General features: G+C 32.6%; 26 protein-coding genes. 8 read left to right on the forward strand and 18 right to left on the reverse strand.

The annotated features are described in order from the left end of the window. Window positions 1-12: 12 nt before the first annotated feature. The 4 genes from prfB (at window position 13) to L3X39_RS05305 (ending at window position 6,679) form a co-directional block, all read left to right on the forward strand. A protein-coding gene (gene prfB / locus L3X39_RS05290) for a peptide chain release factor 2 (protein ID WP_237230729.1) occupies window positions 13-1,123 on the forward strand; the annotation gives its coding sequence in 2 pieces (ribosomal slippage) (window positions 13-75 and window positions 77-1,123; 1,110 coding nt in all). After that, window positions 1,120-1,461 (forward strand): arsenate reductase (glutaredoxin), encoded by a 342-nt coding sequence (arsC, locus tag L3X39_RS05295; protein ID WP_237230730.1) that lies wholly within the window; start codon window positions 1,120-1,122, stop codon window positions 1,459-1,461. The genes prfB and arsC overlap by 4 nt, the downstream gene beginning before the upstream one ends. A gap of 108 nt (window positions 1,462-1,569) precedes the next feature. After that, a complete protein-coding gene (locus L3X39_RS05300) occupies window positions 1,570-4,110 on the forward strand; it encodes a TonB-dependent receptor (RefSeq protein ID WP_237230731.1) in 2,541 nt (846 codons plus the stop codon). A 136-nt stretch (window positions 4,111-4,246) separates the two neighbouring features. Beyond that, window positions 4,247-6,679 carry a TonB-dependent receptor gene (locus L3X39_RS05305; protein ID WP_237230732.1) on the forward strand — a complete coding sequence of 811 codons (2,433 nt, stop codon included), beginning with the start codon at window positions 4,247-4,249 and terminating at the stop codon, window positions 6,677-6,679. 89 nt (window positions 6,680-6,768) lie between these two features. Here the strand turns inward: L3X39_RS05305 and L3X39_RS05310 are convergent, their stop codons facing one another. Together L3X39_RS05310 and L3X39_RS05315 are read right to left on the reverse strand one after the other, a co-directional pair. Next, window positions 6,769-6,942 carry a hypothetical protein gene (locus L3X39_RS05310; protein ID WP_237230733.1) on the reverse strand — a complete coding sequence of 58 codons (174 nt, stop codon included), beginning with the start codon at window positions 6,940-6,942 and terminating at the stop codon, window positions 6,769-6,771. A gap of 92 nt (window positions 6,943-7,034) precedes the next feature. Continuing rightward, window positions 7,035-7,676 (reverse strand): peroxiredoxin, encoded by a 642-nt coding sequence (locus L3X39_RS05315; protein WP_237230734.1) that lies wholly within the window; start codon window positions 7,674-7,676, stop codon window positions 7,035-7,037. Between the two features lie 175 nt (window positions 7,677-7,851). Between L3X39_RS05315 and fumC the strand changes: the two genes are divergently transcribed. Beyond that, a complete protein-coding gene (gene fumC / locus L3X39_RS05320) occupies window positions 7,852-9,249 on the forward strand; it encodes a class II fumarate hydratase (protein WP_237230735.1) in 1,398 nt (465 codons plus the stop codon). Between the two features lie 143 nt (window positions 9,250-9,392). On the opposite strand, the gene L3X39_RS05325 is transcribed toward fumC, so the two are convergent. The 3 genes from L3X39_RS05325 to L3X39_RS05335 all read right to left on the reverse strand — a co-directional run bounded on the left by L3X39_RS05325 (window position 9,393) and on the right by L3X39_RS05335 (window position 11,667). Further along, complete coding sequence (locus tag L3X39_RS05325) at window positions 9,393-9,977, reverse strand: Crp/Fnr family transcriptional regulator (RefSeq protein WP_237230736.1); 585 nt, start codon at window positions 9,975-9,977, stop codon at window positions 9,393-9,395. After that, window positions 9,974-10,666 carry an aspartate/glutamate racemase family protein gene (locus L3X39_RS05330; RefSeq protein WP_237230737.1) on the reverse strand — a complete coding sequence of 231 codons (693 nt, stop codon included), beginning with the start codon at window positions 10,664-10,666 and terminating at the stop codon, window positions 9,974-9,976. Before L3X39_RS05330 ends, L3X39_RS05325 begins: the two co-directional genes overlap by 4 nt. 122 nt (window positions 10,667-10,788) lie before the next feature. Continuing rightward, window positions 10,789-11,667, reverse strand: a complete 879-nt coding sequence (locus L3X39_RS05335; protein WP_237230738.1) for a DUF8428 domain-containing protein — start codon at window positions 11,665-11,667, stop codon at window positions 10,789-10,791. Between the two features lie 108 nt (window positions 11,668-11,775). Here L3X39_RS05335 and L3X39_RS05340 point away from each other — a divergent pair, with 108 nt between their 5' ends. Then, window positions 11,776-12,795: a formimidoylglutamase gene (locus L3X39_RS05340; RefSeq protein ID WP_237230739.1), complete on the forward strand. Its 1,020-nt coding sequence runs from the start codon at window positions 11,776-11,778 to the stop codon at window positions 12,793-12,795. Continuing rightward, a complete protein-coding gene (locus tag L3X39_RS05345) occupies window positions 12,785-13,249 on the forward strand; it encodes a GNAT family N-acetyltransferase (protein ID WP_237230740.1) in 465 nt (154 codons plus the stop codon). The genes L3X39_RS05340 and L3X39_RS05345 overlap by 11 nt, the downstream gene beginning before the upstream one ends. Before the next feature lie 3 nt (window positions 13,250-13,252). On the opposite strand, the gene L3X39_RS05350 is transcribed toward L3X39_RS05345, so the two are convergent. The 7 genes from L3X39_RS05350 to L3X39_RS05380 form a co-directional block, all read right to left on the reverse strand. Next, on the reverse strand, window positions 13,253-14,950 hold the full coding sequence (locus L3X39_RS05350; protein WP_237230741.1) for an energy-coupling factor transporter transmembrane component T family protein: 1,698 nt from the start codon (window positions 14,948-14,950) through the stop codon (window positions 13,253-13,255). Next, window positions 14,947-15,462, reverse strand: a complete 516-nt coding sequence (locus L3X39_RS05355; protein ID WP_237230742.1) for a hypothetical protein — start codon at window positions 15,460-15,462, stop codon at window positions 14,947-14,949. The genes L3X39_RS05350 and L3X39_RS05355 overlap by 4 nt, the downstream gene beginning before the upstream one ends. Before the next feature lie 44 nt (window positions 15,463-15,506). Continuing rightward, window positions 15,507-16,742, reverse strand: coding sequence for a DUF6638 family protein (locus L3X39_RS05360; protein ID WP_237230743.1), 1,236 nt, complete (start codon window positions 16,740-16,742; stop codon window positions 15,507-15,509). Window position 16,743: 1 nt separating this feature from the next. Beyond that, window positions 16,744-17,328, reverse strand: a complete 585-nt coding sequence (locus L3X39_RS05365) for an NUDIX domain-containing protein (protein WP_237230744.1) — start codon at window positions 17,326-17,328, stop codon at window positions 16,744-16,746. After that, the gene (locus L3X39_RS05370; protein ID WP_237230745.1) at window positions 17,321-19,282 is read right to left on the reverse strand and encodes an AAA family ATPase; all 1,962 of its coding nucleotides are present in this window, start codon (window positions 19,280-19,282) and stop codon (window positions 17,321-17,323) included. Before L3X39_RS05370 ends, L3X39_RS05365 begins: the two co-directional genes overlap by 8 nt. A 54-nt stretch (window positions 19,283-19,336) precedes the next feature. After that, on the reverse strand, window positions 19,337-20,401 hold the full coding sequence (locus L3X39_RS05375) for a hypothetical protein (protein ID WP_237230746.1): 1,065 nt from the start codon (window positions 20,399-20,401) through the stop codon (window positions 19,337-19,339). A 154-nt stretch (window positions 20,402-20,555) separates the two neighbouring features. Continuing rightward, window positions 20,556-21,899: a coiled-coil domain-containing protein gene (locus L3X39_RS05380; protein WP_237230747.1), complete on the reverse strand. Its 1,344-nt coding sequence runs from the start codon at window positions 21,897-21,899 to the stop codon at window positions 20,556-20,558. A 204-nt stretch (window positions 21,900-22,103) separates the two neighbouring features. Between L3X39_RS05380 and L3X39_RS05385 the strand changes: the two genes are divergently transcribed. After that, window positions 22,104-22,337 carry a hypothetical protein gene (locus tag L3X39_RS05385; protein ID WP_237230748.1) on the forward strand — a complete coding sequence of 78 codons (234 nt, stop codon included), beginning with the start codon at window positions 22,104-22,106 and terminating at the stop codon, window positions 22,335-22,337. A 36-nt stretch (window positions 22,338-22,373) separates the two neighbouring features. Here L3X39_RS05385 and ettA read toward each other — a convergent pair whose 3' ends face one another. The 6 genes from ettA to L3X39_RS05415 all read right to left on the reverse strand — a co-directional run bounded on the left by ettA (window position 22,374) and on the right by L3X39_RS05415 (window position 26,353). Beyond that, on the reverse strand, window positions 22,374-24,065 hold the full coding sequence (ettA, locus tag L3X39_RS05390; RefSeq protein ID WP_237230749.1) for an energy-dependent translational throttle protein EttA: 1,692 nt from the start codon (window positions 24,063-24,065) through the stop codon (window positions 22,374-22,376). 1 nt (window position 24,066) lies between these two features. Continuing rightward, the gene (locus L3X39_RS05395; RefSeq protein WP_237230750.1) at window positions 24,067-24,249 is read right to left on the reverse strand and encodes a CAL67264 family membrane protein; all 183 of its coding nucleotides are present in this window, start codon (window positions 24,247-24,249) and stop codon (window positions 24,067-24,069) included. Between the two features lie 105 nt (window positions 24,250-24,354). Further along, window positions 24,355-25,074: a pirin family protein gene (locus tag L3X39_RS05400; RefSeq protein ID WP_237230751.1), complete on the reverse strand. Its 720-nt coding sequence runs from the start codon at window positions 25,072-25,074 to the stop codon at window positions 24,355-24,357. An 18-nt stretch (window positions 25,075-25,092) separates the two neighbouring features. Further along, window positions 25,093-25,530: a MarR family winged helix-turn-helix transcriptional regulator gene (locus L3X39_RS05405; protein ID WP_237230752.1), complete on the reverse strand. Its 438-nt coding sequence runs from the start codon at window positions 25,528-25,530 to the stop codon at window positions 25,093-25,095. A gap of 9 nt (window positions 25,531-25,539) precedes the next feature. Further along, window positions 25,540-25,821, reverse strand: a complete 282-nt coding sequence (locus L3X39_RS05410; RefSeq protein ID WP_237230753.1) for a GNAT family N-acetyltransferase — start codon at window positions 25,819-25,821, stop codon at window positions 25,540-25,542. A gap of 1 nt (window position 25,822) precedes the next feature. Then, complete coding sequence (locus tag L3X39_RS05415; protein ID WP_237230754.1) at window positions 25,823-26,353, reverse strand: NADPH-dependent FMN reductase; 531 nt, start codon at window positions 26,351-26,353, stop codon at window positions 25,823-25,825. Window positions 26,354-26,367: the final 14 nt, after the last annotated feature.

A 26,367-nucleotide genomic window follows, 5' to 3' on the forward strand; every position in this document is an offset into this window, starting at 1 on the left:
AATAAAGTATACATGATTACATCCGATCAAATTAAAAACCTCAATACCCGCCTTGACAAACTAAGGCACTATCTTTGACATAGATGCCAAACTTATAGAAATACAAAACGAAGAGGAACAAACCTTCGACCCTAATTTTTGGAACGATTCAAAGGTTGCCGAAGCCATAATGAAATCGATAAGAGTGAAAAAAAAATGGGTACAAGATTACCAAACTTTAAAAACTCTAATTGAAGATCTCGAAGTTATTTATGAGTTTTTCAAAGAAGGCGAATCCACAGTTAAAGATTTAGAAAACAGCTATAATAAAGCGTCCATTTTACTGGAAGATATTGAGTTTAGAAACATGCTTTCTGAAGAAGGTGATAGTTTAAGTGCGGTACTCCAAATTACAGCTGGGGCTGGTGGGACAGAAAGTTGCGATTGGGCTAGTATGCTAATGCGTATGTACTTAATGTATGCCGAAAAAAGTGGCTTTAAAGTTAAAGAGCTCAACTTTCAAGAAGGTGATGTTGCAGGTATAAAAACGGTGACCTTAGAAATTGATGGCGATTTTGCTTTTGGCTGGCTAAAAGGTGAAAATGGAGTGCATCGATTGGTTCGTATCTCTCCGTTTGATAGTAATGCAAAACGACACACCAGTTTTGCTTCGGTTTATGTGTATCCTCTTGTTGATGATTCCATAGAAATTGAAATAAACCCCGCCGATATTGAAATAACCACTGCACGCTCTAGTGGAGCGGGCGGACAAAATGTTAATAAAGTAGAAACCAAAGTACAGCTGACTCATAAACCAACAGGAATTCAAATTTCATGTTCTGAAACTCGTTCTCAACATGATAATAGAGCTAGAGCCTTGCAAATGCTTAAATCGCAGTTATATGAAATTGAACTACAAAAACAACTAGCACAACGTGACGACATTGAAGCAGGTAAAATGAAAATTGAATGGGGAAGCCAAATTAGAAATTATGTAATGCACCCATACAAACTTGTTAAAGATGTTAGAACAAACCATGAAACCGGAAATGTTGATGCGGTTATGGATGGTAATATTGATACCTTTTTAAAGGCATATTTAATGATGATGGGACAAAAAACAGAAGACAACAATACCTTATGATTAAAATTTATCACAACAATAGATGTAGTAAATCAAGATGTGGATTAGAAATTCTTGAAAAATCTAGAAAAGACTTTCAAATTGTAAATTACCTTGTAGATGTTCCAACAAAGCAAGAGTTAAAAAACATAATAAAGCTACTTAATATAAAGCCAATAGATTTAGTTAGAAAAAGTGAAGCTATTTGGAAAGAAGAATATAAAAATAAAAACTTAACTGATGCCCAAATTATTTCCGCCATGGCTAAAAACCCTAAGTTAATTGAGCGCCCGATAGTAATAAATGGTAATAAGGCTGTTGTTGGTAGACCTCCTGAATCAATTTTAAATATTATTTGATAATTTTGTTTAACGTTTTTGTATTTTTTTTAAACAATTAACAAAACATTAACCTTTCTTGGTTAAACTTTCAAATAAATTTGCTGTCTAAGAAAGAAAAATCTAACCATGTCGAAAACATTATTTAATGTAATTGCGCTAATATTTTGCGTAACAATTTTAAATGCACAACCTAAAGAACCCACAATTCCAATAGACAAAAATGTTACCATAACTGGTAAAGTTATTGATAAAGACACGCAAATTCCTTTAGAATATGCCACGGTGGCGTTTTTTAGTAAAACTGAAAATAAAATCGTTGATGGGGGTATAAGTGACATAAATGGTGAATTTAAAATTACCGTTAAAGATGGGGTTTACGATATCTCAATAGAATATATCTCTTATAAAAAAGTTACACTATCCGATAAAAACTTGACTCAAGACGAGGATTTAGGCAATATTTTTTTAGAAATAAATTATGGAGAACTGGATGCAGTTGAAGTTATTGCAGAACGTACTACCGTAGAAATTAAATTAGACAAAAAAATATATAATATTGGTAAAGACCTTACCACAGCTGGCGGAACTGTAAGCGACGCCCTTAATAATGTACCCTCTGTTTCTGTAGATATTGAAGGAGCCATAAGCTTAAGAGGAAACGAAAACGTTAGAATATTAATAAATGGTAAACCATCTGCACTAGCAGGTTTTGGTGATACTAATGTTTTGAGTCAATTACCAGCTGAAGCCATAGAGCGTGTTGAAGTTATAACTTCCCCTTCTGCGCGTTATGATGCCGAGGGTACTGCAGGAATTTTAAATATTATTCTTAGACAAAAAGAAACTTTAGGTTTTAACGGTTCTCTAAATTTTACTGTTGGTAATCCGGATAATGCAGGACTTTCTGCTAATATCAATTATAGAACTGAAAAATTTAACTTGTTTTCTAATATTGGCTTTAGATATTTTGACGCACCAAGAAACAGCTTTAGTGATACCAGATATTTTGATAGAATTGAAAATAATGCGACCGTCTTTCCAGAATATGAAAGAATAATTGAAGATGAAGAAGTTGAACGCTTAAACAGAAACTATAATGCTAGTTTGGGTATGGAATATTTTTTATCTAAAAAAACATCTTTAACTGGTAGCATTTTCTATAGATATGGTCAAGATAGAGATAAATCGCTTAACAATAGTGATCGTTTTAATAACGGAAGTATTGTTGAAAAAACCTTAAGAGCTGAAAGACAAAGTGAAGATGGAAACAATTTCCAATTTGCATTAAACTATATAACAAAGTTTGATAACAAAGGGCATGAACTAACGGCCGATATTCAATTGGAAAAAGGCAATGAAGAACAACTTACCTTTATTGATGAAAATTATTTAGTTACAAACCAAACTAATCCTGAAGCTTTTCAACAAGAAAACGTAATTCAAGATGAGGATGAAAAAGAATCATTATTTCAAATAGATTACGTGTTACCAATTGGTGATAATTCAAGATTTGAAGCTGGTTACAGAGGTAATTTTGAAAATACTATTACCGACTATACACTTGAGCAAGAAGATATAAGTACTAATACTTTTTTTGTTAATGATACCATATCAAATATTTTTGACTACACTGAAAATGTAAATGCCTTTTACGCACAATATGGATCTAAATTTGGACAATTTTCATTTTTACTAGGTTTACGTTTAGAAAACACACAACTTAAGGGAAAAATAGACTCTAGATTAACCGATCAGGAATTGGAAGAATCTTTTGGTTTTCCAATTGATATAGATTTTGATAATAATTATTTAGGACTCTTCCCTACTCTAAACTTAATTTATGACTTAGGAAAAAACAGCGATTCTGAAGAAAGTATTACATTTGGTTACAATAGAAGAATTAACAGGCCACGGGGATGGTTTATCAATCCATTTCCTTCACGTTCTAGTAGAACCAATGTTTTTCAAGGCAATCCCAATCTAAGACCCGCATTTGCAAGTGCTTTTGATTTAGGCTACTTAAAACGTTGGGATAAACTTACTTTAACAACGTCTGTTTACTACCAGTATGAAACCGATTCTTTTGAACGTATTCAGGAAAATACAGGCAACCAAACATCTGATGGGATAGATATTATAAGAACGGTTCCTGTAAATTTATCAACAAATAAAAGAACTGGTGCTGAATTTGGAATTCTTTACAATCCTGAAAAATGGTTGCGTTTAAATACTAGTTTTAACTTCTTTGAATTTGAAACTGATGGCGAATTTAATGGTGTAGATTATAGTGCTAAAAATACTAGTTGGTTTGCTCGTATTAGTAGCAAAGTAACGCTACCTTCAAAAATAGATTGGCAAACAAATATGTTTTATAGAGCAGCGAGACAAGATGCCCAAAGCGAAAACAAAGGTATATTTTCTATAGATTTAGCGTTTAGTAAAGATATTTTTAATGATAATGCCACAATATCATTAAATGTAAGGGATTTGCTAAATTCAAATAAAAGAAAATCTTTAACGACCACTGAGTTTTTCTCTAGAGATAGTGAATCGCAATGGAGACAGCGCCAAGTTAATGCATCATTCATATATCGTTTTAATCAGCAAAAGAAACAACGTGAAAGGCGAGAAAATAATGGTGATGATGACGGAGAATTTGAAGGCTAGTTTTAAACTCTATAAATTAATACTAAGGAAGCATGCTTAAGCTTCCTTTTCTTTTCTAATTTCTTTTAAGAAAACATTAACCTTTATCCATTAAACTTTAAGATAAATTTGCCGTCCAACAAAGTAAAATCTAATCATGACCAAAGTTTTAACTTCAATTGTTACCTCCCTATTTTTTGTGTCTTTTTTTTACGCTCAACCTAAAGAACCAAATGTTGTATTTGATAAAAATATAACAGTTAAGGGAAAAGTAGTAGATAAAGAAACCCAATTACCTTTAGAATATGCCTCCATTGCTTTTTTTAGTAAAAAAGAAAATAAAATTGTTGACGGTGGTATTACTGACGTAAATGGAGAGTTTAGCATCATAGTTAATGATGGCATATACGATATTTCAATTGAGTATATTTCTTATAAAAAGGTGTCTTTTTTAAATAAAAAACTTGAAACAGATGAGGATTTAGGCATTATAACTCTTGAGATAGATTATGGCACATTAGATGCCGTAGAAATTATAGCTGAACGTACAACTGTTGAAATAAAATTAGACAAGAAAATATATAACGTGGGTAAAGACTTAACTGTAAGTGGAGGAACCGTTAGTGATGTACTTGATAATATACCATCAGTAACAGTAGATGTAGAAGGAAATGTTGCTTTGCGCGGAAACGACAATGTTCGGATTTTAATTAACGGCAAACCTTCTGGACTTGTAGGTTTAAACTCAACGGAGGCTTTGCGACAACTTCCTGCCGAATCCATTGAAAGGGTTGAAGTAATTACATCACCTTCTGCTAGGTACGAATCTGAGGGAACCGCAGGAATTTTAAATATTATTTTAAGACGAAGTAAATTACAAGGATTTAATGGTGCTTTAACCACCAATGTTGGATATCCTGATGCTGCTGGTATTTCTGGAAATGTTAATTACAGAACTGGTGATGTTAACTTTTTTAATACAACAGGCTATAACTATCGTGAAACACTAGGAAATTCCTATACATTTACCCAATATAAAGAGAATGGTAACTATTTAGATGAAAAACAAGATTGGGTAAATACAAGAAAAGGATTAACCTCAAATATTGGTGTAGAATGGTATATAAATGATTCTGCCTCATTAACAACTTCTTTGGTTTACAGTGATAATGATTCAGAGCAAGATTCAAAAAACAGACTATTGCAATATGATAATAATTTTAATTTAACAGGAGAAACGAATCGATTAGACCCAGAAGTTGGCAACTCAAAAACCATTCAATACGCTACAAATTTTACCAAAAATTTTAATACAAGTGGGCATAAACTTTCATTCGATTTTCAGTATGAAGAAAGTAATCAAAATGAAAACTCTTTAATTATAACTAACGGTGTTGCTACCGATAAAGTTGATAGATTAGATTCGCAAACTGATATTTTATTACAAACTGATTATGTGTTACCAATAGGTGATAATAGCCAATTTGAATTGGGTTATAGAGGTGGTTTTAATACTCGAAAAACAGATTTTCGTGTTGAGCTTTTAAATACAGATACTAACGAATTTGAAGTTGATAACGATTTATCAAACTTATTTAACTTTAAATTATATATAAACGCGCTATACACACAATTCGGTAGTAAAATAGATAAATTTTCTTATTTATTTGGTCTTCGTTTAGAGGACACACAAATTACAATAGATCAACCAACCTCAGGTGATTTTGAGAAGAAACGGTTTACTGGGTTATTCCCTACCATTAATTTCAGCTATGAATTAAGTGACTCACAAAGTATTACACTTGGATATAGCAGACGAATACAAAGACCACGTAGTTTTTACCTAAATCCATTTCCGTCTAGAACGAGTTTAACTAATATTTTTCAAGGAAACCCTGATTTAGACCCAAGTTATTCTGGGCTTTATGATTTAGGTTATCTAAATAGATTTGAAAAAGTGACCATAAGTTCGTCTATTTATTATCAACATGAAACTAACGATAGTAACTGGGTAAGTTCAGAAACTGGTGAAACTGTTGTTGTAAATGGCACTACATTGCCTGTAATTAGAAGAACGCCTGTAAATTTAGCTACCAATGACCGTTATGGTTTTGAATTCAATGTTAATTACAGTCCTTCAAGAAAATGGCGTGTAAATACAGATTTCAATCTTTTTAAATCTGTTACAAGAGGTGATTATGAAGGTGTGAGTTTTGATGCTGAAAACATCAGTTGGAATATTCGATTGAGTAATAAATACACACTTCCTGGTAAAATAGATTGGCAAACAAATATAGATTATAGGGGACCAAGTGAGGATGCCCAAAATACAAGAAAAGCCATAGCTTCAGCTAATATGGCTTTAAGTAAAGACTTATTTAACGAAAAAGCATCCATTGCATTCAATATAAGCGATATTTTTAATAGTAGAAGATATAAAGGAGATATAAACACCCCTACTTTTACTAGTACAAGAGATTTACAATTTAGAGGAGGACAAACAGTAAATTTATCATTTACTTACAGGTTCAATCAGAAAAAGAAACCAGAACGCCAAAGAGGTGGTGAAAGTTTTGAAATTGAAGGATAATTAAAAATAAATAATTATTTACTGATAAAATAAGTCATAAAAAAAGGAAGCTAAATTAGCTTCCTTTTTTTATTATATGTTATTTGAGATTAAGCTTTGCGCTTAGCCTTTTTTTCTTCTCTTATTTCTTTTAATCTTTCAATTAAAGAACCACCTATCCAATATGGGATAACAAAGGTTAATAAAAATATCATTAACCAAAAGCCAATAGTTAATATGGTTAAAAATGCTAAAAATCCTAAATATTGGTCAAATTCAAACATAGTGTATGTGTCAATTAATAATCTGACGCAAAGATAATGCAAAGTGATTTGTTACACAATATCAAATTAAAATTTATTAACAGAGTTTTACACTAATTCAAATTGGGTTGCGGGGTCATTCTTAAATAAGGCTTAATTTCTTTAAAGCCTTTTGTAAAATGCTTAGGTATATCAGCCGTTGCTATTGAAGGTGATACTACACAATCATCTCCATTGTTCCAATTTGCCGGTGTTGCAACTTTATGATAAGCTGTTAATTGTAAACTGTCAATAACACGTAATAATTCATCAAAATTTCTTCCAGTAGAAGCTGGGTATGTAATTATAAGCTTCACTTTTTTATCATCCCCAATCACAAAAACCGATCTAACCGTTGCTTTTTCATCAGCATTAGGATGAATCATATCATATAGTTCGGAAACCTTTCTGTCTTCATCGGCTATAATTGGAAAGTTCACAGTTGTATTTTGAGTTTCGTTTATATCTTTAACCCAATCATGATGGGACTCTAGTCCATCAACACTTAACGCTACAACTTTCACGTTACGCTTTTCAAATTCTGATTTATATTTTGCTACAGTTCCTAGTTCTGTAGTACAAACCGGCGTATAATCAGCTGGATGCGAAAATAGTATGCCCCAGTTATTTCCTAACCATTCATGAAAATTGATATTACCTTCTGTTGACTTTGCAGTAAAATTCGGGGCTATATCCCCTAATCTAATTGTTGCCATATTATTATTTTGTTTATATTAAATTTATAATCCTACTAAATTAGTATATTTAATGGGATTAATAAAAATAATACTGTTATTTCTCTGTTAAAAAAAACTTGTAAAACTAGCAAATATCATACTAATAAAAGCTTTAAAACAATTAACTTTGTATCATACATTAAATCATTTTATAATGGGCTTTAGAATAGAAAAAGATACGATGGGTGAGGTAAAAGTACCTGCCGATAAACTTTGGGGAGCACAAACAGAACGCTCAAGAAATAATTTTAAAATAGGACCAGCTGCATCTATGCCTTTAGAAATTGTTTATGGATTTGCATATCTTAAAAAAGCAGCGGCATATACAAATTGTGAACTAGGAGTTTTACCAATTGAAAAACGCGATTTAATTGCTGCTGTATGTGATGAAATACTAGAAGGTAAGCATGATGACCAATTTCCTTTAGTTATATGGCAAACAGGTTCTGGCACACAGAGCAATATGAATGTAAATGAGGTTATAGCTAACAGAGCGCATCAATTGGCTGGAAAAGTTATAGGAGAAGGCGACAAAACGATTCAACCTAATGATGATGTAAATAAATCACAATCCTCAAATGACACTTTCCCAACTGGGATGCATATTGCGGCTTACAAGAAAATTGTAGATGTTACTATTCCCGGAGTAAAACAATTACGCAATACACTTCAAAAAAAATCAGAAGCATTTAAAAATGTGGTTAAGATTGGTAGAACACATCTTATGGATGCAACGCCATTAACATTAGGTCAAGAACTTTCTGGATATGTAGCGCAGTTAGATCATGGTTTAAAAGCTTTGGAAAACACTTTGCCACATTTAAGCGAATTAGCTTTAGGTGGAACAGCAGTTGGCACAGGTTTAAATACTCCTAAAGGTTATAGCAAGCGGGTAGCTGAATATATTGCTAAATTTACGGAACTGCCTTTTATAACTGCTCCAAACAAGTTTGAAGCGTTAGCGGCACATGATGCGATTGTTGAAACGCATGGAGCTTTAAAACAACTAGCTGTTTCTTTAAACAAAATAGCAAACGATATAAGAATGATGGCTTCTGGACCAAGAAGTGGTATTGGGGAAATTATTATTCCTGCCAATGAACCTGGTAGCTCGATCATGCCTGGAAAAGTAAACCCTACTCAATGTGAAGCTTTAACTATGGTTTGTGCACAAGTAATGGGTAACGATGTGGCAATAACTGTAGGCGGATTGCAAGGACATTATGAGTTAAATGTATTCAAGCCTGTAATGGCTGCCAATATTTTACATTCTGCGCAATTAATTGGTGATGCTTGCATAAGCTTCGATGTAAATTGTGCTGTAGGTATAGAACCAAACAATGAAGTAATTACAAAATTACTTAATAACTCTTTAATGCTTGTTACTGCTTTAAATACTAAAATTGGTTATTATAAAGCTGCGGAAATAGCTAATACAGCTCATAAAAATGGTACAACGTTAAAAGAAGAAGCTATTAACTTAGGTTATGTAACTGCCGAAGAATATGACGCTTGGGTAAAGCCTGAAGATATGGTAGGTGGGCTTAAATAAAATTCATAAAAGCATTGAAAATAAAAAACAGGTAAAAATTATTTACCTGTTTTTTTTTGGTTAGTTAGCTATCAATCCTCTATATTTTGAAAGGAAATCAAGTCAAATATAGAATTTAACATGTAATTAATAATTAACAAATGTTAATCCTTAGCTATTTTTTTTCTTATTCTACTTAACTGTACAGCTGTAATACCCAAATAAGAAGCAATATGATATTGAGGTATTAAATATTCAACATCTGGTATTTGTCGCTTTAATTCAATATATCGATTTTTCGCATCTAAAGATATTAACTCTACTAAACGCTTTTCATAAGTCATGTATACAGTTTCTAAAACTTTAGCATACAACATATTAAGAGATTCATCCTTTTTACATAAATCCATTAATTTATAATAATCAACTTCATAAATTTCACAATCTGTGAGTGCCTCAAAAACAAATAAAGAAGGCTTTTTTTGAATTAACGCCGTAACAGGTCCAACAAAACTAAAGGGCAAATAAAAACTTTTATTAAACTCTTTACCAGATTCGGTGCTTAAAAAACATCTTATAACACCTGAAACAAGCATATACACCTTTGATGGTACTTCATTCAACTTTACAATTTGAGTCCCTCCTTTTACAGATTTTAACTCAGTAATTTTAAGAAGTTCCTCAATATTCCTTTCTGAAATACTGCTAAAGGAGTTTAAAAAATTAACATGTAATTCGTTTGGATTCATAAATTTATAGCTTCGTTAAATACCTTAGTTGCATGTATTGTTGTAGTATCAAAAACAGGCACACTAACATCCTCTTGCTTAATTAACAATGGTATTTCAGTGCAACCCAAAATTACACCTTCTGCCCCATCATCTATTAATTTTTCTATAATTTGCAAATAAACAAGTTTAGATGCATCGATAAAAACACCTTTTGCCAGTTCTTTATAGATTATATTATGAATTATATTTCTATCTTCAAGATTTGGCACCATGGCCTTTATACCATGAGATTCTAAAATTTTAGTAAAAAAATCATTTTCCATAGTATATTTTGTACCCAAAAGAGCTACGGTTTTTAGATTTTTCTCTTTAATTTTTTCCGATGTGGCATCAGCTATATGTATAACGGGAATACTCACAGATTTTCTTACGGCTTCTATAGTTAAGTGCATGGTATTTGCACAAATTAAAATACTTTTAGCACCGGCAGCCTCTAAGCTTTTAGCGGCATTTGCCATAATATCATTTAATAAATCCCATCTGTCTTCCTTTTGCAATTTTGAAATCTCAGCAAAATCAACCGAATTAATGATAACTTTACATGAATGATTTTCTCCAAAATATTTGCTTGCAAGATTATTCAAAACCTCGTAATACATAATGGTAGATTGTGGAGTAATTCCACCTATTAAACCTATGGTTTGCATTATTTAAAAATTTAAACTAAAGTATATTAATATTTACAGTATTCAAATTTATAGCCTTCTATAAATAAAAAAAGCCTCAAACATTACGTTTGAGACTTTTCAATTAAGTGTTATAATCAATATTATTTCAGCGTAAACTCAGAAGTTGCAACTAAATCTTTTTCATTAAAAACGTTTACTATATAACGTCCTGTAGCAAAATCACCATTAGAAGTTATAAACTCACAAATGTTTAAGTTGTCGTTTTCGTAGTTAAACTTACTAATTAAGCTATAGTTTAAAGTTTTCTCACCAAATGATACTTGCTCATTTAAACCTAAAGTGTTGTTTTTAGAATCAATTACTTGAACATATAATTCTTGCTCACCTGCTTGAATCAACTTGTTTTTAGCAACAATAAAACAAACTCTAATTTTATCACTACGACTAGCTCTTTCAGTAGGGATTACTTTACCAGAAGTTCTAACAATAACACCTGAAGCTTTTAAATCTACAGCGGTAAGTACTGATGCGTTAGATACAACTTCAGCTAAAGCATTGTTTTGTACTAATAAAGAATCTGTGAAAATTGTACGCTCTTCTAAACGAACTCTTGTACTATCTAAAGACGTAGCTAAATAAGAATTCTCTAATTTTAAAGAATCGTTTTGAGCTAATAATACGTCCATTTCTTTTTGTAAAGACATGTATTTTTGCTTATATCTCCATAAACTTTTTACGTTAGTCTCCGATATTTTTAATGAATCAATTAAACCTTGAATACGTGCTCTAGCTTCAATTAAATTATTGTTAGCTACTTCATTCTCTCCTATAGCTTCGTCATATTGCTTAGCCATAGCGTTTAAATCATTCATTACTAATTCTTTCTGCTCAGTTAAATCTTTCTCTACTTTTTTGCTGTTAGAGTATAAGTTCATGGTATAAAATCCAGTTGCCAAAAATAAAACTACTGCAATACCTAATGCTACTTTAAGCCCCATGCTGCTTTTGTTGTTTTCCATAATTACTTGTTTTTAGTGTTCTTAAAAGTTAATCTTGTTTTAATTTTTATATTTTTATTTAAATGCTTTAATTAATGATGTATTTTTATATCCAAACTATATTTTTTCATGGATAAACTGGTTTTATTTAACAATACGACTCGTAATAAATTATTAAACAAACGCTCCGGTGAATCCAAATTTGGTCAAAATGTTCAAATATTAACCCGCATTTCCAATATATACGAGCAACTTAAAAATTTAGACGTTGACTATGTAATTTTTGGTATACCTGAAGATGTTGGAGTATTCGCAAACTTAGGAAATACGGGCACTTCAAAAGCTTGGGATGCTACTTTAAAAATTTTATTAAATATTCAAAATAACCAATTTACAAAAGCTAATAGGGTTTTAATTCTTGGACATTTAGATTTTTCTGATGAATTGCTTGAAGCATCAAACCTAAATCCATGGAAAAAAAAGGATGTTATAAAGGCTAGAAAAATTGTGGAAATTATTGACTCATATGTTTCCGATTTAATTCATCAAATTGTACTTGCAGGCAAAAAACCTATCATAGTAGGTGGTGGACATAATAATGCGTACGGGAATATAAAAGGAACTAGTTTAGCTTTAAGTAAGGCCATAAACGTTATTAATTTTGATGCGCATTCTGATTTTAGACCTGAAGAAGGCAGACACAGTGGTAATGGTTTTAGTTACGCTTTCGCGGAAGGGTTTTTAGGTAACTATTTTATTTTTGGAATACATGAAAATTATACGTCTGATGCCATTTTTAAAACACTTAACAAATTTAAAAACATAAAGTATAATACGTTTGAAGCTTTAGAAGTTAGAGATGAACTTAAATTTAAAAGTGAACTCAAAAATGCTTTGAAACACGTGTCTGAAGCGAAATTTGGCATTGAAATAGATTGTGATACTATTGAAAATATACCAAGTAGTGCTATAACTCCAAGTGGGTTTAGTGTCGCTAAAACAAGACGCTTTTTAAATGTATTTGCAAGACATGAAAACGCCTGTTATTTACATATTTGTGAAGCAGCACCAACCAAAAAAACAGCTAACCAAGTTGGTAAACTAATTACTTATTTAATAACTGATTTTATTAGAGCTAATGACCGTTGATATTATTTCTTTTGAAAAACAATATTCTAAGGATTTTTATGAATTAAATAAAGAATGGTTGGAAACGTTTTTTTATGTAGAACCCTTTGATGAAGAAGTTTTAAGCAATCCAGATAAATACATTATTAATAAAGGAGGTCACATATTTTTTGCAAAACTTAACGATACTATTGTTGGTACCGTTGCTTTAATGCCTATGAGAGAGAAAGGTTTATTTGAGCTCACAAAAATGGCAGTTTCACCTAACTATCGTGGTTATAAAATAGGTCAAAAATTGATGCAGTATTGCATTGATTTTGCAAAGTCAATGAGGTTACCTAAGCTTATACTCTATTCTAACACCAAGTTAGAAAATGCTATTTATATTTATAGAAAATACGGCTTTGTTGAAATTCCTGTAGAAGCAGATAGCCCCTATAAGCGCAGTAATATTAAGATGGAATTGGTGTTTTAGAAATTAGTCACCAACCGCCTTCAACGAATCAATCTGCCTTTGAAGTTTTTCTAACAATTCAGTCTTATCATCCTTTACTGGAATAATTTTATTAATAGAGTCTAGTACCGTTTCACCTAACTCAATATTTTTTGTTTCTTCAGTAAAATAATAGCCTATACCTTCACTAGCTCTCCATGCTTCATTTAATTGGTCGTAAACCGTTTTATCCCATTGGCTTGGGTGTTTTACATCAATCCAAACCACATCCCTGTATTCACTATCAATCAATACTAAATCTGGTGTCGCAGAACCATCAAATTGTTGTGCATTTTTATCACTGATAGACGACACCGTTCCCATAAAAAACATACGCTTTCTACCTGCTATGTCTTTTATATAGGGTCTAAATTCTACTGGCGTATTGGCTGTCCAATCATATTCTTTACGTGATTCTTTCACTTTTAAAGGCATTGCAGAAACACCTGCATATCCTTGCTTTTTTGAAGCATGATCATAATAGTACAACTTATCGGTTCCATCAGCTGGAATTAAAACACTAAAGGTTAAACTAGTACGCTCATTTCCTACAGGTTCTAAACCAAACCAATGATACAGTCCGCTATAAGCATCTGTATTTGTGTCTGAAAAATCAAAATCAGTTACATAAGGTTGCTGGTTCTGGTCTTTAGGCATTTCTGGAATTTTTACAGCGGTTTCCATATTCCAAGGTAACGGATCGCTGAATCCGCCTAAAAACTTTAACGACTCTGCCTGAAGCTGTGATACTTTTTCAGCTAATGTGTTTTGACGTGTTAAGTACGGATAATTTTTCATTTCATCCGGACTTATATAAGTGCCTTTTCCTATCAAAATACGCTCCAAATAATCTTTAAAATCGTGCTCTCCACTATTAACAACCATCACACCACCAAAAGTTGGATATGGGAATAAAAAACCTTTCCACTTTATTAAACTAACTACTTGTACCCATTGCCCTGTATCGTTTTTCATATAATAGGTATCGCTAGGTTCCATGGTGAATAACTGAAAGAAATTAAAGCGCTGTACTACGGCATTATAGGTGTTTCTACTAAATTTTAACGACTCGCCTATTGAAAACGTAACGGATATTCTATTTTCACTTGAAAACCTTGGAAATGGTGTGGTACTGGATACAGCAAAAACCTCTTCGGTGTTATCAGTCATTCCCTGCCATACATATTTTTCGGTAGGCTGAATTGCCATGGTCCATTTGTTCTCATTACCAATTCTTACTAAATGTGGAAGCGATACATCTTTAGTTTCGCCAACGCTTTCATTTGCCATAGAAAAAATGTTTCGTAAAGGTTGAATACGCTCATTTTGGGTTAATGGTAACTCGTTTATCTCAACTTTATTCAGATTATTAAAAACATTGTAGGTTTTCATATAATCATACATTTTAAAGTGCCAACCTACAACGTATAATATCCCAAAGAAAATAACTAATAATGCCAAAATACCAAGTCTACCGCTGGTACTAGGGCTTCTTCTAAACTTGCGTAATCCAAAAAATAACACAATGGCGCTTAACAGAATAACGAATATATATTTTCGAAGAAATAGTAAAGCCGGTTGATAATCATCACGTAAAACAAATAATGTTATCAATAGAATAATTGAAACAATAATGGTTATTGTTTTTTGCTTTTTGCCTTTATTCCAGTAGTTCTTTATCATAATAGACCTTTATCTTTTAATCGTTCTCTGGCACTTTTCTCTTCAGTTTTTGGTGCTTCTTTAGTTTCTTCAACGACCTCTTCAGCATCTTTTGTTTTTAAATCTTCAATAAAATCCTTTCCTTTTTCAATAGTATCATGAACGATGTCTTCTAAGGAATCACTTTTTTCTTCAATAACCTCACTTGATTTAAATATAAAATTAGCTAAATAAGTTCCGACTAGCGTTCCAACAATCATAGATGCAAAAATGGAAATGGTTGCTAAATCAATAGGAATTAAAAATCGCGTAACTACAATACCCATTAAAAACAGAAAGCCAATAAATACTAGCCTTATAATAAACTTTTGTTGGTATACGAACCCTGTCTTATCATTAGGTTTCATTTGTAATTCCTTCGAATACATAAGTTTATTAAAAAATCTATATAAACCGTTTCCGTGAGATTCTCTCCAGTATATTAATGCTCCAAATAGTATGGATGCGATAAAAATGATTAGTTCTAGTGTCATGGTTATATTTTTAAAAGACTATTTATAAAATTAGTCTATAATTATTAAATATTGTTACTAATAGTTTCAATAGCCCAATCTTTAAGGGAATCGTCCCATGTTTTAAAGCTTTCATAAAACGTTTCCTTATCGTACCAATACCAATACAAAACATCTTTAGGAGCTATATTAACCAACAATTTCCAGATTAAATCTTGATGTTTTACATCTAACGAAGAATGCGGTTCGTGTAATGACTCAAAGAATTTTAAATCGACAATATCAGCTATTTTAAACTCATTGCTGTTTTCCAGTTTTTCCAAATAACGTTCTACACTCATCACCTTTTTTCGCGATTCGATATCTAACTTATTTAAATAACTTTTATATAAAATAGGGTCGTTCAATATATCCCTTACAGGATGTTGTGTCTTTTTTAAATACTGTGCAAACTCGAATTTCTTGATACGCTCGTAACGTTCAGTTTTTACAACTTTTTCTAAATCATATTCAATTATTATATGATCACGTAACTTATCCATAAGTTCGGGTTGCTCTATATGGTAGATAAGCACATCATAATTAGTATCCTTTATGGCTTCTTTGTACCATTTTAAATCTTCGAAAACAACAATAGGTGAAATAAAATCTCGTAGTATATAAACGCCTCCAAAAGCTCTGGTGTAAAAGGAGTTTGTTGTGAATTGAAGTTCGTGTAAATCTAAATCACGATAGCGTAAATCGCCATATTTTTTAGCCGAATCCAGTAATTGTTGATGAATAGTTTCATCAATAAAATTATTATCTCGATTAAAAGTGTCAACCAATTCTAACTGCGTTTTTTGAATTTTATCTAAATTATCTATGAGATGAAAATGAATGGTAACATTATTATATTTTAAAACATCTAAAGGTTCGTAAAAAGCATCGATACCTTGATCAAAATCTAAACAAATTGCACAATCTCGGGTAATATCTTTAATTTTCTCACCATGAATTTTAAAAACATATTTCATCATGTCTCTATCAAAAGTGTGAATAGGCAAATACACGGGCTTTCCTTTTTGTAATGGTGAAATAAGAATTCCGTGAGGATTTGCTTCGCCGTTATTTAAATAGTTTAGGTCATCTTTCTCTTCGGCAACTTCAGGGCTCCATCCAATACCATCAATAGAAAATGTTTTAAGCTTAGTTGCTGTAAACCCAAGTTTTACCAAGCATTTATTATAACGCTCAACCAGCTTTCCACTTACTGGTATTAATTCACTTCTATATAAATTGGCTTGTTTTAGTTTGTCCATACTAATCTAATAACCTATTAATTTGGGCATATTGTAACAACACAATGGTTCTAGTATCTTCAATCTTTCCGCTATTAAGCATATCAATGGCTTCAGTAAACGGAATTTCAAGAACCTCAATATCTTCATGTTCGCTATCCAACCCGCCTCCATCGTTAACTTTCATAGTATCTGTATATTCTCCCACAAAAAAGTGCATTTTTTCAGTCATAACTCCAGGTGATGAGTATGCTTCATACACTTTTTTAACCGTTTTAATTCTATAGCCTACTTCTTCTTCAACCTCTCTAATAATGCAAGCTTCAGGGTTGTCTTTATCTAATAAACCGGCACATATTTCAATAATAAACCCATCTTTATTGTCATTTAAATACGTGGGCATTCTAAACTGCTTTATTAAGATTATTGTTTGCTTTTCTTTATTATAAAGTAATATTCCTGCACCATCACCTCTATCGTAAACTTCTCGCATTTGATTTACCCATGTACCATTATCCATCAAATACTGAAAATTGTATTTTTTAAGAATATAATGATTATCAGAAAGCAAAGTGCTTTGTATGTTTTTTAAACGATTACTACTCATTATCAAATGTTTTTCTAGCCGCTGTTTCAATGTTTAATTGATTGACTCTAGCATCAACTTTACGTTTGAAATCGGTATCAGCAATGGTAGCCACATTATCCAAATAACGTACGACTTCCTGTCGACGAATCTCTGAAAAATCCAAACCTTTCATATTAGCACGCATCAGCTCTTGAAGCATATTAAACTTGGTTTCATAATCTTGTTTGAAATAAATTTCAGGATTTTCAAACCAGTTTTCTTCTAAATCAAAATCGGTTAATCGCAACGACACAGCACTTTGAATGTTTCGAACATCACGCGAAGAGAAAAAGGGGAATGCCTTTTGCATTTCCTTGTATAAATTGGCATAAAACAAATGCTGATTGGTTTTAAATTGCTTCTCCACCTTATCATAAACTTCATGAACACGCTCCTCGGTCGGTTTATCAGTTACATTCAAAATCTCACCCATATTTTTTGCCAATCCTTGATCTTGGAGATAACTATAATTTTCGGGCCCTTGCATGTTCACAAAATTTGGCATCGTTTCGTCTAGTTTTCGCCACCACAAATGATCTTGGTCTAAAAAGTCGTGTTCTGTTCTGGCGCCATCAATTTTAAAACGCCCTTGTACACGCGAAATAACCGCTTTATCAAGCATTTCAGGTAAATTGGTAAATAACCCAATGGAGCTATTCCCATAATTTACCGCATAAGCACCTTCCGTATATCGTAAAAATACACCTATAACTTCTTTAACACCTGCCGAAACACCTTGAGCTGTACGCTCTTGTAAATTATTTTCGGCATCATCTATAGGCGCAAAAATAAGTTTAGTTGGGTCTTGTAAAGGTTTCATCCACTCTACCATTTTTTCAGCAGAACCACCTTGAAACGTTGAAATAAGCGTATCTGGCATCGGGTGAAACAAAAATGGGATATCGAGCGTATCACAATGTTCTTTTAAACGTGTTGCAATAGCAGCAATCAACATGCTTTTTCCTGTACCAGGAATACCGTAGCCCATAAACACGGGCATAAAACCACCCAATTCTTGAAATGGATTCTTTTTAGCAACAAAATCGTAACTCAACATGCGCTCTGTTAATCGACGTGCAAAATGTTTTGCATCACGATTTCCTACAATTTGTTCAAATTGAATTTTATTAAACTCGACACTTTTTGCGGCACCTTGAAAAACATTACTCCATCCCGAAACTGCAAAATCAGAGTTTTCAAGTTTATAGGTTCTATCTTCAATAGTTTCGGTGTATTCCAAACTACTTTTACGCAATTGAATTTCATCAATCAAAGCCTCAAAATAAACCACCGTAAAATCAATGACATCTTTATCAGATTTTATAATATCTGGATGTCCTAAATATTTATCGTAATAAAATAAGCTACACGAAACTCCTTTTAATGGTGACATTAATGACACTTCGGGAATGCCTGCGAACTTTCGCTTCATAACACTTAAATCATCCGACGCATAAGGTTTTAACTCGTTTAATATTTTATAGGATGTTGCAAATAACATAAAGGCCGTAGCCGTATGCATTTTACTTTCAAACTCACGCTTTCCATTAGTGTCTAAAGCTGATTTATTTTCGTTTAAGCTAGATAACCCTGAGGCGTCATAATAACTGTCTTTTATCCAAATACCTAGTGTTAATCCTTCCTGAACGGCATAAAGTGTTTGGTTTAAGTAAATAGGAATAGCCACCGAATCTGGTAAAAGTCGTTTTTTTAAGGCTAAAATCGTTTTGGAAACTGATGTGATTTCAGCCGTATTCGTACCATTATTGGCACGTGATAAATACAATAAAATAGACTCGTCCTTTGCGTCCTTATCTTTGTTTTTAGCTCGTGCACCTTGCTCCCATTGTACACTTTTTAGATAAGATGCTGCTTCATCACGAAGCATATCGAGTTCAGATAATTTTATTGGGAATGTAGAATTGTGTTCCATGTTTTATAAGTTTTCAGTCGCAGTTTGCAAAACTAAATACTGTGACTGCGACTGTTACTTTTTTAAATCTATTTTTAAATCTGCTAATTCAATAGGCGCTTTAGCTAACCTATTCATAACATCTGGTGTTTTGTTGTACAATAATTGTATGATACGATGTGGTGCTAACACATAATTTTGTTTAAATACATCGTCCCACTTTTGAAGGATTTGTTTACTAAAAAAGCCACCTTCTTTAAACTCACTGTTAGATTTAACCTCATCCATTTTAAATGAAATAGCATACGATTCTAATGGGATTTCTTTTTTTGAAATACTCTCTAAAATGGCATGGGTTATGTCGTTTTCATCTTTTGCAAATACATTGTGAATTGGCCCCAAATCGATACGTTTTATAAGTTTTGGCGACACTTTTGGCAGCTTTCTATCAATAGTATAAGCCATAGTATCTAAGGTCATATCCCTATCGGCTACTGTTTTTAAAACCTCATAAATATCATCCTTATAATCATTTACTCTATTACCATCATAGTTAAAGTACATAAAGCATATAAAGGGTCGATTATGTGATACATCATAGAAGCTCCAACTGGTTAATAAATCGGCAGGAGCACCTTGCGATGCACTTAAAATTTTACCTTGTACAAAGCGATTAAAAATGAATTGCTTATTAACTGAAGAATAATACACTATTGATGCTGCTTGAAACAGTTTACTTCTTTTAATAGTCTGTTTTTTATGCATCAAGGTTGTTAAAAACTCTTCTTTTAAAGTTGCTATTGGGGTTAACTTTCCCATATACTCATCACGCAACTCCAAATCATTAAATAGATATCTGAATTCTAAATAGTTAGGGAATCCCGACTCGGTTAAATCAACCTTCATATTGTCTTCATCATCATACATATATTTTATACGCATGGCTTCAATAGAGTACAATAATAAATCGCAATATTGTTTAAATAACAACACCTCTTGTTCACTACAAAGTTTTTGACGTTGTACCGCTACAATAAGCTCTTTAAAAGCAAAGTCTATCATTTTATGATAAAAAACATAGTGCTCTTTAGAGTCGAGAATCGCTGAATCTAATGGTGTTACTATATGGTTTATGGACATTTTTTCAATTGATAATTAACAATTGTAAATTGGTTTGCGTTAAGGATTGAAGCGTTATCCTTTTTATTATGGATTCCTCTGCAGGAATAACATATTAAAAAGATTTAGCGGAAAGCCTGACCCCGATTTTTATCGGGGTAACGCCCTTATTATTTTAAGACAACAAATCGTCTTCTCCAGCTTCTGGTTTTGGCTTATCTGCTGGTTTACCATCATCACCTGAAGGCGCATTGGCATCAGCATTATAATAGTCTTCAAAAATCTCTTTCATATCAATACCATAGCGCTCTGCAAAATTCTTTTGAATTTCGCTGTCTTTGGCTCGAATTTCTTGCAAAGCCTCGGCATAACTACTGTAAACACCTTGCATCACTTTTTCGTGTACTGGAATGTTATCCATCATATCCTGACGCGCTTTAGCACTTGCGGTATGCATTGACGCTAATGTTTCACCAATATGCTCATCGGTTTTTACCCCTAAATGCTCCAGAATAGCCGCAAATTCCTGATCGGTTCTTGCTTTTAAAGCCACAACGTAACCATCGTAATACTTCAGACGTTCTTCGGTATCACTCTTTAATTTAGCACGATGTGTTTGTAAGTTACTACGTAAAGATGTTAACACTTTAATTGTTAAATTGTGCTTGTGAACAAAACTGTCTTTACTAGCAGCCAATGTTGTGTAGGCATTTTTAAGTCCTTCTAATTCTTCAACCTTTTGCTCAAGTCCAGTAACTTTACCGATAGCCTCGGCATACTGAGCTGATTGTTTATCAACTATATCCTCTAATTCTTGACGAGCTTGTTTTAATAAAGCATATTGCTCTTCTAGTTTAGCTTCTACCTCCTTTTTCTTTTCTAAAGCTTTAGTATGATTCTTAGTAGCTTCAACAATGGCGTCTTGTAATTTATCTTCAACTTCTTTAATCTCAACTTCGCGATTTTTTAAACGTGATACTGCTGCTTGCGATTTATATGATAATTCACTTAACAAGGTTTGTACATCAGCGCTTTCAATACGTTCTTGAAACATGGCTTTTGCTTTATTATCGGCTCCAGCTCTTGCTTTTTCTGCCTCTTTTAATGCCAATTCAGCTTTAGCTATTTTGCTTTTGCGTCCCCAAAGGTTATTCCACCAAGTGTCTGGTTTTGCTTGAGCATCTTCAAGTTCAATTTTAGCGCGTTCTAAAGCCTTTTGAGCATCGTCAATTACTTTTTGCTCGGTAGCGTTTAAGGAAGAAAATTTTTCGAAAATAATACCAACTTCGTCCTGATAATCTGTCAAATCTTTAATGGCATCTAAAAGCGTAGTCCTATCTTTTTCAGCCATATGTACCACATCATCAAGTGTAGCATTTAATATTTTTTGGCGTACTTCAGGATCATCCTCTTGAGATAATTTAGATTTCATAGTGTCAATGGCTTTACCCCAATTAACATCTACTTTTTCGGTTTTTTCGTTTGAAGAGGTTTCTAATAAATCAAAATCATCGGACATAATATGGTTTGTGTTTTAAGGTTGAACAATTTTACGGACAAGCAATTTCGTTAAAAAAGATGACTTTTAAAATTTAAATTGCTTTTAATTGTTGGTATAGTAAGTTTACAAAATGTTACAAACATTATCCAAATATATTTTTCATTGTTCTAATCAATTAATTGTGCTATATTTGAGTAACAAAAACAACTTTGTGCATTAATTATGCTACTTAACCAACTCGCTACTTTTCTACTTATTGACCAATCTAGCATCGTTACCGTGCTAATTATTGTAACTGTTTTTTTTGGTATTTTACTACTCTTAGGAATCAGAAAATCTTATAAGCTTAAAAAAGAAAATGAGCGTTTAGATGAGATTAATAGAAAGATAGCCGAGGAAAAAGAAAAACCTTATCAAGATTTTACCGAAGGCCATATGTATGGTGGTGATAACTAAAAAAACGCCCACTTTTAAGTGAGCGTTCTTAACATTTTATCTTACTAATTTTTTATATTTTATTCGTTTTGGCATTAAATCACCGCCTAAACGTTTCTTCTTATTCTCTTCATATTCTGAGAAACTCCCTTCAAAGAAATAAACTTGACTATTACCTTCGAAAGCCAAAATATGCGTACAAATCCTGTCTAGAAACCATCTATCGTGACTAATAACAACCGCGCAACCTGCAAAGTTTTCCAAACCTTCTTCCAGAGCTCTCAAGGTATTTACATCAAGGTCGTTTGTTGGCTCATCTAATAATAATACGTTCCCCTCTTCTTTTAGAGTCATGGCTAAATGCAAGCGGTTACGCTCACCACCGGAAAGTAACTTTACTTTTTTATTTTGCTCACTTCCACTGAAATTAAAACGACTTAAATAGGCGCGCGAGTTTACTTGCCTACCGCCCATCATTATCAACTCTTGTTCATCACTAAAGTTTTGCCAGATTGATTTTTCAGGATCTATATTAGAATGTTTTTGATCCACATAAGCTAATTTTGCGGTATCACCAACCTTAAACTCTCCTTTATCAGGTGTTTCCTCTCCCATAATCATTCTAAAAATGGTAGTTTTACCAGCACCGTTTGGTCCGATTACACCTACGATTCCTGCTTGCGGAAGATTGAAATTTAAATCTTCGTAAAGTAATTTGTCATCATACCCTTTACTAACTCCAACAGCTTCAATTACATTGGTTCCTAAACGTGGCCCGTTTGGAATATATATTTCAAGCTTTTCGTCAAGTTGTTTTTGGTCTTGACTCATTAACTTATCATAATTCTTTAAACGTGCTTTTTGTTTTGTTTGACGCCCTTTTGCTCCTTGACGAACCCATTCTAACTCTCGTTCTAAAGTTTTTTGTCGCTTGGAAGCGGCTTTACCTTCCTGAGCCATTCGCTTAGATTTTTGATCTAACCATGATGAATAATTCCCTTTCCAAGGAATGCCTTCACCCCTATCCAGCTCTAAAATCCAGCCAGCAACATTATCTAAAAAGTATCTATCATGGGTTACCGCAATTACAGTTCCTTTATACTGTGCTAAATGATGTTCTAACCAATGTACTGATTCTGCATCCAAATGGTTAGTAGGTTCATCTAAAAGCAATACATCTGGCTCCTGCAATAGTAAACGGCATAAAGCAACACGACGACGCTCACCACCTGAAAGTACAGCGATTTTCTTATCGCCATCTGGGGTTCGAAGTGCATCCATAGCTATTTCTAACTTGGTATCTAATTCCCACGCATTGGCAGCATCAATTTGATCTTGAAGCTCAGCTTGTCGGTTCATGAGCTTCTCCATCTTATCTGGGTTAGAATAAACTTCTTCTAAACCAAATTGGTCGTTTATTTTATTGTATTCATCAAGAATTGCTACAGTTTCAGCTGCACCTTCTCGAACAACTTCCATAACGGTTTTACTATCATCAAGAATAGGTTCTTGTTCTAAATATCCAACCGTGTAATCTTGTAAAAAGGTAACATCACCTTGAAAATTTTTATCTACTCCAGCAATAATTTTTAAAAGCGTAGATTTCCCTGAACCATTAAGTCCTAAAATTCCAATCTTAGCGCCATAAAAGAAGCTTAAATAAATATTCTTTAAAACGGGTGTGTTGGCACCTTGAAATGTCTTGGTTAATCCAGACATTGAAAATATTACTTTCTTATCGTCACTCATGTTATACGCGTCCTTTTAAAGCATTAAACACCCAAGCAATAGCAAAAAATCCTATACCAACGGTTGCAAAACCCCAGCCTGCAACATCATCATATCGATAAGCTCCCATTAGTATTAATATTATCCCCATAATTATCATGAGTACTGTTGCCCAAGCCAATACTGTATTTTTATTCATTGCCATAATTTAGTTCTTAATTTGTCTTAGTTGTTAGAAAAACAAATATCGTATTTTTAAAATAAAAAAAGCATCCATTTTGGATGCTTTTTGCTATTAATCAAACTAAAATTAATTTAAAGGGGCTTCAATAAACAAAAGCCCTGAATCTTCATTTGTTGTTACACTAAATTTATCAGTTTCTGAAATTCCTGCGGCATCTCTAGCTTCTAGCGAACTACCATTTATAGTATGATTTCCGAAAATTGTCATCACATAAACGCCATTATTTTTGTTTTTCATATGATACTCAAATGTAGAATCTTTATCCAAATCTATTCTTGAAATCACAGCGTTTTGATGAATTTTCAAACTTCCGTCATGGTTTCCATCAATAGATGTTACTAGAGTTTGAAGCTCATTTTTTCTTCCTTCTTCATTAAACTTTTTTTGATCATATCGTGGTTCAACATTTCTTTTATTTGGAATTATCCAAATTTGAAACAAACTTAAATGCTCCTTCGACGACCCGTTAATTTCGGAATGCTGCACACCAGTCCCGGCGCTCATAATTTGAACTTCGCCGGGTACTACTGGTATCCATTGATCACCCATATTATCGCGATGCTTTAAAACACCTTTTAATGGAATCGTAATAATCTCCATGTTATCATGTGGATGGGTTCCAAAACCCATATTTGGTGCTATTATATCATCATTTAATACTCGCAGTGCTCCAAATTGAATTTTATCTTTATCAAAATAGTTTGCAAAACTAAATGAATGGTTTGCTTGCAACCAACCATGATTTGCAAACCCTCTGTCTTCGGCTTTATGAATTACTGTTTTCATTTTCTTTCCTTTCTTTTATTATCTCATTTTATCAAGCAGCATACTTAATTGTTCTGCCTCTTCTTCATTTAAATTCTTTAATAAATCCTTATTAAAATTATTAGGAATGGATTCTAATAAATCTTTTCCTTGCTGTGTTATTTTTATTTTCACCACCCTTCTATCATGTTCAGATGGACAACGTTCAATATAATTTTTAGCACATAATTTATCCATCAAACGCGTAGCATTTGGTGACCGCTCAATCATTCTATTTTTTATAACTTGAACATTTAAGGGTTCATTTGCTCCTTTCAAAATTCTTAAGATGTTATATTGCTGTGGTGAAATACCAAAGGATTTAAAAAATTCGTTTTGATGACTCGTAATCCAATTTGCTGTATATAATATATTTATTAAAGCTTTAACTCTATTATTAACAAATTTTGAATTTATATCTTTTGATAAGTCTCCCATGATTATATGTTAAAATAAAACATCTGAATAGTCACTTTTCTTTTTAAAAACAGCATTTGCAAACGGACACAAAGGCAATATTTTTAAATTATTTGTTCGAGCAAATTCTACTGAAGATTCTACTAATTTATAACCTACACCTTGTCCTTTTAACGAAGGGTCAACCTCAGTATGGTCAATAATAATTTTATCACTATTTGCTACTGTATAAGTCATTTGTGCTAAAATCATGTCATCGACTTCAACATAAAAACTTCCTTTATTTTCACCTTGATTGTGCTTGATATTCATGCTAAAGTGATTTGCTAAATGTTTTTACTTTGCCAACCAATTCATCATTTAATTCCTCATTAGTAATTTTTCCTTCTGAAAAGTTCTCATCAAAAAGTGGTAATGAAAAGGTTTCTACAATATTAGCATCATGTCTTGGAAATCTATCTTTTGCAATTGCTAAAACTGAAGCACCTCCTCTAGCACCTGGTGATGTAGCCATTAAAAGCATCGGTTTTCCAAAAAATGTTTTACCTTCAACTCTAGACATCCAATCAAATAAATTTTTAAATGCTGCCGAATAAGCTCCGTTGTGCTCTGCTAAAGAAATCATAATACCATCAGCCGATTTTATGTGCTCTAAAAATTTATGCACGTTATCCGGAAAACCATTCTTATTTTCTAAATCCACACCAAAAACAGGTAATTCGAAATCGTTTAAGTCCAAAATATTAATATTACTATTCTCGGTTAAACTAGCTGCATATGTAACAAGTTGTTTGTTAATTGATTTTTTACTATTACTGCCTGCAAAGGCTACTATATTTCTCATATTATTATTTTATA

The sequence above is a fragment of the Flaviramulus multivorans genome (genome assembly GCF_021728415.1).
GTDB classification, from domain to species: domain Bacteria; phylum Bacteroidota; class Bacteroidia; order Flavobacteriales; family Flavobacteriaceae; genus Sabulilitoribacter; species Sabulilitoribacter multivorans.

Excerpts from the sequence above, each read along its gene's own strand:
- L3X39_RS05330 (WP_237230737.1), bottom strand. The coding sequence starts at position 10,666 with ATGCAAACCATAGGTTTAATAGGTGGAATTACTCCACAATCTACCATT.
- L3X39_RS05355 (WP_237230742.1), bottom strand. The coding sequence starts at position 15,462 with ATGACACTAGAACTAATCATTTTTATCGCATCCATACTATTTGGAGCA.
- L3X39_RS05365 (WP_237230744.1), bottom strand. The coding sequence starts at position 17,328 with ATGAGTAGTAATCGTTTAAAAAACATACAAAGCACTTTGCTTTCTGAT.
- L3X39_RS05395 (WP_237230750.1), bottom strand. The coding sequence starts at position 24,249 with ATGGCAATGAATAAAAATACAGTATTGGCTTGGGCAACAGTACTCATG.
- ettA (WP_237230749.1), bottom strand. The coding sequence starts at position 24,065 with ATGAGTGACGATAAGAAAGTAATATTTTCAATGTCTGGATTAACCAAG.
- L3X39_RS05370 (WP_237230745.1), bottom strand. The coding sequence starts at position 19,282 with ATGGAACACAATTCTACATTCCCAATAAAATTATCTGAACTCGATATG.
- L3X39_RS05380 (WP_237230747.1), bottom strand. The coding sequence starts at position 21,899 with ATGTCCGATGATTTTGATTTATTAGAAACCTCTTCAAACGAAAAAACC.
- arsC (WP_237230730.1), top strand. The coding sequence starts at position 1,120 with ATGATTAAAATTTATCACAACAATAGATGTAGTAAATCAAGATGTGGA.
- L3X39_RS05305 (WP_237230732.1), top strand. The coding sequence starts at position 4,247 with ATGACCAAAGTTTTAACTTCAATTGTTACCTCCCTATTTTTTGTGTCT.
- L3X39_RS05345 (WP_237230740.1), top strand. The coding sequence starts at position 12,785 with ATGACCGTTGATATTATTTCTTTTGAAAAACAATATTCTAAGGATTTT.
- fumC (WP_237230735.1), top strand. The coding sequence starts at position 7,852 with ATGGGCTTTAGAATAGAAAAAGATACGATGGGTGAGGTAAAAGTACCT.
- L3X39_RS05310 (WP_237230733.1), bottom strand. The coding sequence starts at position 6,942 with ATGTTTGAATTTGACCAATATTTAGGATTTTTAGCATTTTTAACCATA.
- L3X39_RS05315 (WP_237230734.1), bottom strand. The coding sequence starts at position 7,676 with ATGGCAACAATTAGATTAGGGGATATAGCCCCGAATTTTACTGCAAAG.
- L3X39_RS05410 (WP_237230753.1), bottom strand. The coding sequence starts at position 25,821 with ATGAATATCAAGCACAATCAAGGTGAAAATAAAGGAAGTTTTTATGTT.
- L3X39_RS05405 (WP_237230752.1), bottom strand. The coding sequence starts at position 25,530 with ATGGGAGACTTATCAAAAGATATAAATTCAAAATTTGTTAATAATAGA.
- L3X39_RS05325 (WP_237230736.1), bottom strand. The coding sequence starts at position 9,977 with ATGAATCCAAACGAATTACATGTTAATTTTTTAAACTCCTTTAGCAGT.
- L3X39_RS05340 (WP_237230739.1), top strand. The coding sequence starts at position 11,776 with ATGGATAAACTGGTTTTATTTAACAATACGACTCGTAATAAATTATTA.
- L3X39_RS05375 (WP_237230746.1), bottom strand. The coding sequence starts at position 20,401 with ATGTCCATAAACCATATAGTAACACCATTAGATTCAGCGATTCTCGAC.
- L3X39_RS05360 (WP_237230743.1), bottom strand. The coding sequence starts at position 16,742 with ATGGACAAACTAAAACAAGCCAATTTATATAGAAGTGAATTAATACCA.
- L3X39_RS05400 (WP_237230751.1), bottom strand. The coding sequence starts at position 25,074 with ATGAAAACAGTAATTCATAAAGCCGAAGACAGAGGGTTTGCAAATCAT.
- L3X39_RS05335 (WP_237230738.1), bottom strand. The coding sequence starts at position 11,667 with ATGGAAAACAACAAAAGCAGCATGGGGCTTAAAGTAGCATTAGGTATT.
- L3X39_RS05300 (WP_237230731.1), top strand. The coding sequence starts at position 1,570 with ATGTCGAAAACATTATTTAATGTAATTGCGCTAATATTTTGCGTAACA.
- L3X39_RS05350 (WP_237230741.1), bottom strand. The coding sequence starts at position 14,950 with ATGATAAAGAACTACTGGAATAAAGGCAAAAAGCAAAAAACAATAACC.
- L3X39_RS05385 (WP_237230748.1), top strand. The coding sequence starts at position 22,104 with ATGCTACTTAACCAACTCGCTACTTTTCTACTTATTGACCAATCTAGC.
- L3X39_RS05415 (WP_237230754.1), bottom strand. The coding sequence starts at position 26,353 with ATGAGAAATATAGTAGCCTTTGCAGGCAGTAATAGTAAAAAATCAATT.